Origin of the sequence: Sutterella parvirubra YIT 11816, assembly GCF_000250875.1 — a bacterium.
GTDB lineage: Bacteria > Pseudomonadota > Gammaproteobacteria > Burkholderiales > Burkholderiaceae_F > Sutterella > Sutterella parvirubra.
In genome coordinates this window covers 1,804-6,631 of the sequence record NZ_JH604983.1, presented here as the reverse complement: position 1 = coordinate 6,631, position 4,828 = coordinate 1,804, and the positions used below count along the sequence as shown (strand labels likewise).

3 protein-coding genes and 1 pseudogene are annotated in these 4,828 nt (G+C 64.1%); all 4 read right to left on the bottom strand.

What is annotated here, in order from left to right:
- A pseudogene (locus HMPREF9440_RS11975) lies at positions 1-509 on the bottom strand (hypothetical protein); the annotation flags it as partial.
- 587 nt (positions 510-1,096) lie between these two features.
- On the bottom strand, positions 1,097-2,299 hold the full coding sequence (locus HMPREF9440_RS06305; protein WP_008542580.1) for a porin: 1,203 nt from the start codon (positions 2,297-2,299) through the stop codon (positions 1,097-1,099).
- Positions 2,300-2,777: 478 nt separating this feature from the next.
- Complete coding sequence (locus HMPREF9440_RS06295; protein ID WP_008542578.1) at positions 2,778-4,103, bottom strand: ABC transporter substrate binding protein; 1,326 nt, start codon at positions 4,101-4,103, stop codon at positions 2,778-2,780.
- Between the two features lie 255 nt (positions 4,104-4,358).
- The coding region (locus HMPREF9440_RS06290) for a type III PLP-dependent enzyme domain-containing protein (RefSeq protein WP_008542577.1) at positions 4,359-4,828 on the bottom strand (470 nt) is incomplete at its 5' end.

Sequence of the window (4,828 nt, the reverse complement as noted above, 5' to 3'; positions counted from 1 at the left end):
CCGGCGGCGACCTCCCGCCGCACGAGTTCGCCCGTCCAGGCGGGCGTCTTGAAGAGGTCCGCGACGAGGCGGTCGACCTTGGGGTTGGCGCAGTCCTCGACGCTTTTGAGGAAGGCCTCGCGGCCCTGGTTCTCACGCGCCGCGACGAAGTCCATCTCGGGCGTCACGACGCCCCATTGGGCGAGCGAGAGCTGGGTTTTGCCCGGGCCCCGGGCGACGCCTTCCTCCGCGTCCGCAAAAGGACTGCTCCAGCAGCCCGCGACGCGGTTGTCCGCGCCGAAGGGTCCCGACGTGTCGGGGACGAAGAAGACGGGGTTTCGGCCGCCGCCGAATGCTGAGGGCGTGTCGGTCAGTTCGATCCGTCGCAGCGGTACGCGGCGACCGTTGGCGTCGAGGATATGGCCGAACCGGGAGTCCCGGCGGCGCTGCTCAAGGGTTTCGTCCGGATCCTCGTCCGACCGCGGGTGGCGGATGAGGTGAACGGGTTTTTCAGAAGACTTGTTTTGCATGGCGGACCTTGTCGTCAAAGAAGGAAGGTCACCGTGCCGAAGGCGGGCGCGCGGCGCCGGAAAGGCGTTCCCGCCTTCCTGCACCCGTGCCCGTGAAGCGCGTTTCCCGCCGCAGGCATTAACCTGATCCGGTGATGGGAGACTCTCTCAACGCCCGCCGCGCAGGGACTCAGGATCCCTCCGCCCGGACGTACCTCCAACGCGATGTCGGAGTGGATTCTACCGGGTCGGGCGCCGGGCGGCCCGGCCCAGGGGAATCGGCCTGGGCGGCCCGCGCGGATCCGTCCCGAGGTTTACGTGTCGTCGTGCTCTGCAATGGGCGGAATCAGGCGGATTCTTGCCATCGCCTCCGATTCGCCGTCGATTTTACGTGGCCGCCTTGGAAAACCGCATTCCTCAGTCCTTTTCAGGGTAGGGGGTAGACGCCGAGGTGGAATTGAAGCCCTTGAAAAGCAAGAGTTTTGGGGGACCCGTCAGGGATTCGGCGGACGTGAAAAGACCCCGGAGCTCTTTCCCAATCTCCGGGGTCTTAGGTTTGAAGACTGTCGGGACGGCTGGTCTGGTTGGGGCCGTCCCGGGGTCTTCGATTAGAACGTGTGGACCAGGCCGGCGATCACGTCGTAGCCTTCATACTTCCAGTTGCCGGAGGCAACGCCCGTCTTCACGCCGTCGGCTTCCTGCTTGAGGTAGCCCACGCCCGAATAGAGCTTGGTGCGCGAGGAGAGGGCGTATTCGTAGCCGAGCGAGGCGGAGTAGGCCTTGATGTCGGCGACGTGGCCGTCGTAGGCATAGTCGAGTTCGCCGTCCATGTAGCCGACGCCGGCCAGGAAGGTGCCGCCCAGCGCGTCGAACGTCGCGCCGAGGTGCAGACCGTAGCCTTCGGCGGCCGTGTTGGCCTTGTTGAAGACCTGGTCGCCTGCGTTGCCGATTTCGAAGAAGCCCATGTTGTCGAGGATGCCGCCCGCGTCGCGAGCGTCCTTGAAGTACTGGACGGCGGCGAAGGCCTTCGCAACGCCGAAGTCGTAGGAACCGGCGAAGTTCACCGTGTACTGGTCCTGAACGTTCATGCGGGCGCCGAAGCCCGCGCCGTGTTCGGAGGAATCCTTGTCGAGCCAATCGACCAAGACGCCGAAGTCCATGGGACCGGCCTTCCATTCGGCACCCAAAGCGGCGTAACGGTCGTTGCGGATCGTGTTTTCTTCGTCGTCGCCCATGGCGTACTGCGCGTAGATCTTCGTGCCGGCGAATTCAGGCGACACGTAGGTGACCGCGTTGTTGTAGCGGGTCTGATAGGTGGCGTTCACGGCCGTGTGGCCGGCGATGTTCGAGGACCAGCCGGAGCCGAAGGCGGAGGCCATCGAGCCGTAGAAGCCCACGGAACCCGTATCGGAAATGAGCGTGCTCATGCGGCCCATGTAGACCGTACCGAAGTTGCCGGAGAGCGAGAGCGTGGCCTGACGGTCGAAGATCGTGTCGTCGGTCGTGAGGGCGCCGGTGTCGGCGTCGAAGCCGTTTTCGAGGATGAAGCCGACCTGCAGGCCGTTGCCGAGGTCCTCCGTGCCGCGGATGCCGAAGCGCGTCGCGGAGTTGTTACCCGAATCCATGCGGAATTCGTCATTCTTGACGGAATCCTTGAGTTCCTGGGCGTTGATCTTGGCGTTCACCGTGGTCTTGTCATGCGTGTAGGCGAGACCGGCGTCGACGACGCCGTAGACGGTGACGTCGGCGGCCATTGCCGTGCCCGCAAAGGCGCCGAGAACGGCGAGCACCGTAAGAGACTTCTTGAACATGATGTTTTTTCCTTGTTCTGATTGTTCCGGCCCCTACCGTTCGGCCGGTTGAACATCGCGTCCGTTGGGGATGGCGATGGCCTCACCATAGGCGAAGGCGTAACTGTTCGGGTGCGCTGAACGTTCAGTCTTTTCGACATTTCGAATTCAGATCTTTCGTACTTGCCTTGATTTTCAAGGGGATGAACAAGCGTTCAGACGGTGTGTAATAAGTTGTTTTTCACGTGGCGTTCACGCACGGCCATAACTGAACCCGGGTCATTTAAGGCGTATGGAATAGCTCAGAGATCCTATGGAAACCGACGAATGCAACGATATATTTCCGCTTCGGGCAAGTAACGGTTTTCGACATGCTGTCGAAAACCGTGATGCAAATGAGCAATCCGGACATGAAAACACCCGCGGCGGGGAGCCCCGGCCGCGGGTGAAAGTGTTCGATTTCAGAGATCCCGATCGGGATCAGCAAGGCGCGCCGATCTCAGGGTTCGGCGTCCTCACCGGGCGTCTGTTCGGCCGCCTCAACGTCATCCGCCGCATCCGTCTCCCCGTCTTCCCGCTTCGGATAGAACTCGTCCACCGCCACCAAAATCTCCAGGGGCGGCTCCCACCCGATCCGCTTCGCGGTTTCAAGGTTCACCGCCAGGCTCACCGCGCCTTCGTAACGTTGGTTGATCGCCTCGGGGCTCTGGCCCTCCAGAATCCTTACGAGCTGCCCGGCGGAGAAGGCCCCTTCGTCGGCGAGGTTCACTTCGGAGATCGAAAGCAGCGCCCCGTTCTCGACGTCGAAGGACCCCACCTGCGAGAAGGTGGGGAGCTTGGCTTCAATGAGCGGTTCTAACACGTCCGCCGCGGTATCGGCCGTGAGGCCGACGTTGGCCGTCAGATAGACGGCCTGCGCGCCGCGCTCGACCAACTGCCGGTGGCAGGCTTTGAGGCGCGCCGCCGCGACGTTCACGTCCGCGACGTCGAAGCGGTCCGTACAGCGGATCAGTTCGATCCCGAGCGACATGGCGGTGTTTTCGAGCGCCTTCAACGCAATGCTCCCGCGCCCGGCAGGGGTGTCCTCATAGGCGATCCCGAGCTTTCGGAACCAGAAGACGCTCTGGAAGATGGAGAGCTGGCGCGGATAGCGGTCGGGTTCGATGGAGGCCACAAGGTTCGGGACGCCCGACCGTTCCAACGACTTCACGATCCCGGATTCGAGCGCGTTCGTGACGGACGCCACGACGACCGGCGTCGTGCGCTTCCCGTCGGGGAGCTTCGAAAACTCCGTCCCGGCCCACGTCCCGAAGGCGAGGATCGCGTCGACGTGCTTCATCTTCCCGATGGCCGCGAACATCTCATCGCGGTTCGACTCATCCCACCCGGCCGAATAGAAGCCGTCCTTCGCGAAGACGATCCGGCCGCCGGCGTGCTCCGACAACCAGTTCCAGATGGGTTCGGCGCTCTCGGTCCCTTCCGGCATCGGGACGTCGCCGTCCTCGATCCAGCCCATCGTTTCGAGCCCCTTCGCGACGCCCGCTAACACGCGCTGGTAGTCGACGAAAGGCCCGCCCTCGACGTAGGCGACGACGAACGGTTCGTGCTCGTGGTCGGTCTGGGCGTGGAGGTCGCTCCCGTGCATCGAGAGGTCGTGGGCGGGGTTGGTTTCCGCGTGGGCGACGGTGACGGGGGCAAGGGGTGCCGTCTCGGCCGCCCACGCATTCCCCGTGGTCCACGCCCCGACGGTCGCGGCGAAGAGCCCCGCGAGCGCGAAGCCTGCGAGGCGGTGAAAAGCGGACCGGGTGCGGGGACGTAGGGACATGTGGGGGCCTTGCTCGGGGGCGAGCGGAAGGGGTCGTTGCGGTGTTCTTCTCGGGTCGGCCGGACAAAACCGGCCTACACCTTCCATCATGCCGCCTGCGCGCCCGGGATTCAATAGCTCAAAGACGTACGTGACCGTAATTCCCGATCGGGAAGAAGCTGAAAACGGGAAGGGCGCCCCGGAAACCCGCCCGCAACGCCCTTCATCATCCCGACCGTCTGAAGAGCTTTCTCCGTCGAGAAACAGCCGGCCGACTCAGTTCGGCTCAGGGAGCTCCACCGGCAGTTCCGTCACGAAGACCTTCGGCACGGTGGCCGACCGCATCATCGTCCCCACGGCCCAGTAGTCGGGCTTGAAGCGGACGACGTCGCCCACCTTCAAGGGCTCCTCCATCCCGCCGATGTCGAGCATCGCGTAGTTCCCGGCGAAGTCGATGAGTTCCGCGCCGGGGAGCAGCAGCTCCAGGCCGTCCACCACCGTGTGGAGCCGCCCGCAGTCGACGATCGCCTGAAGGCGTTCGCGGTGGGACGCGGCGCAGGACGCCCCGTGCCCGGTGCCGACGTGGGTGCCCGCCTCAAAGGGTTTCTTGCGGCGAACTTCCAAAACGTCGGCTTCGACCACAAAGACGTCGGTGCGGAAGCAGGCCTTCGTCTCGGTGCACTTGACGAGCGGGCCGCCGCGGTACATGTCGAAGCCGACCAGCAGCGGATCCCCCATGCGGAGCT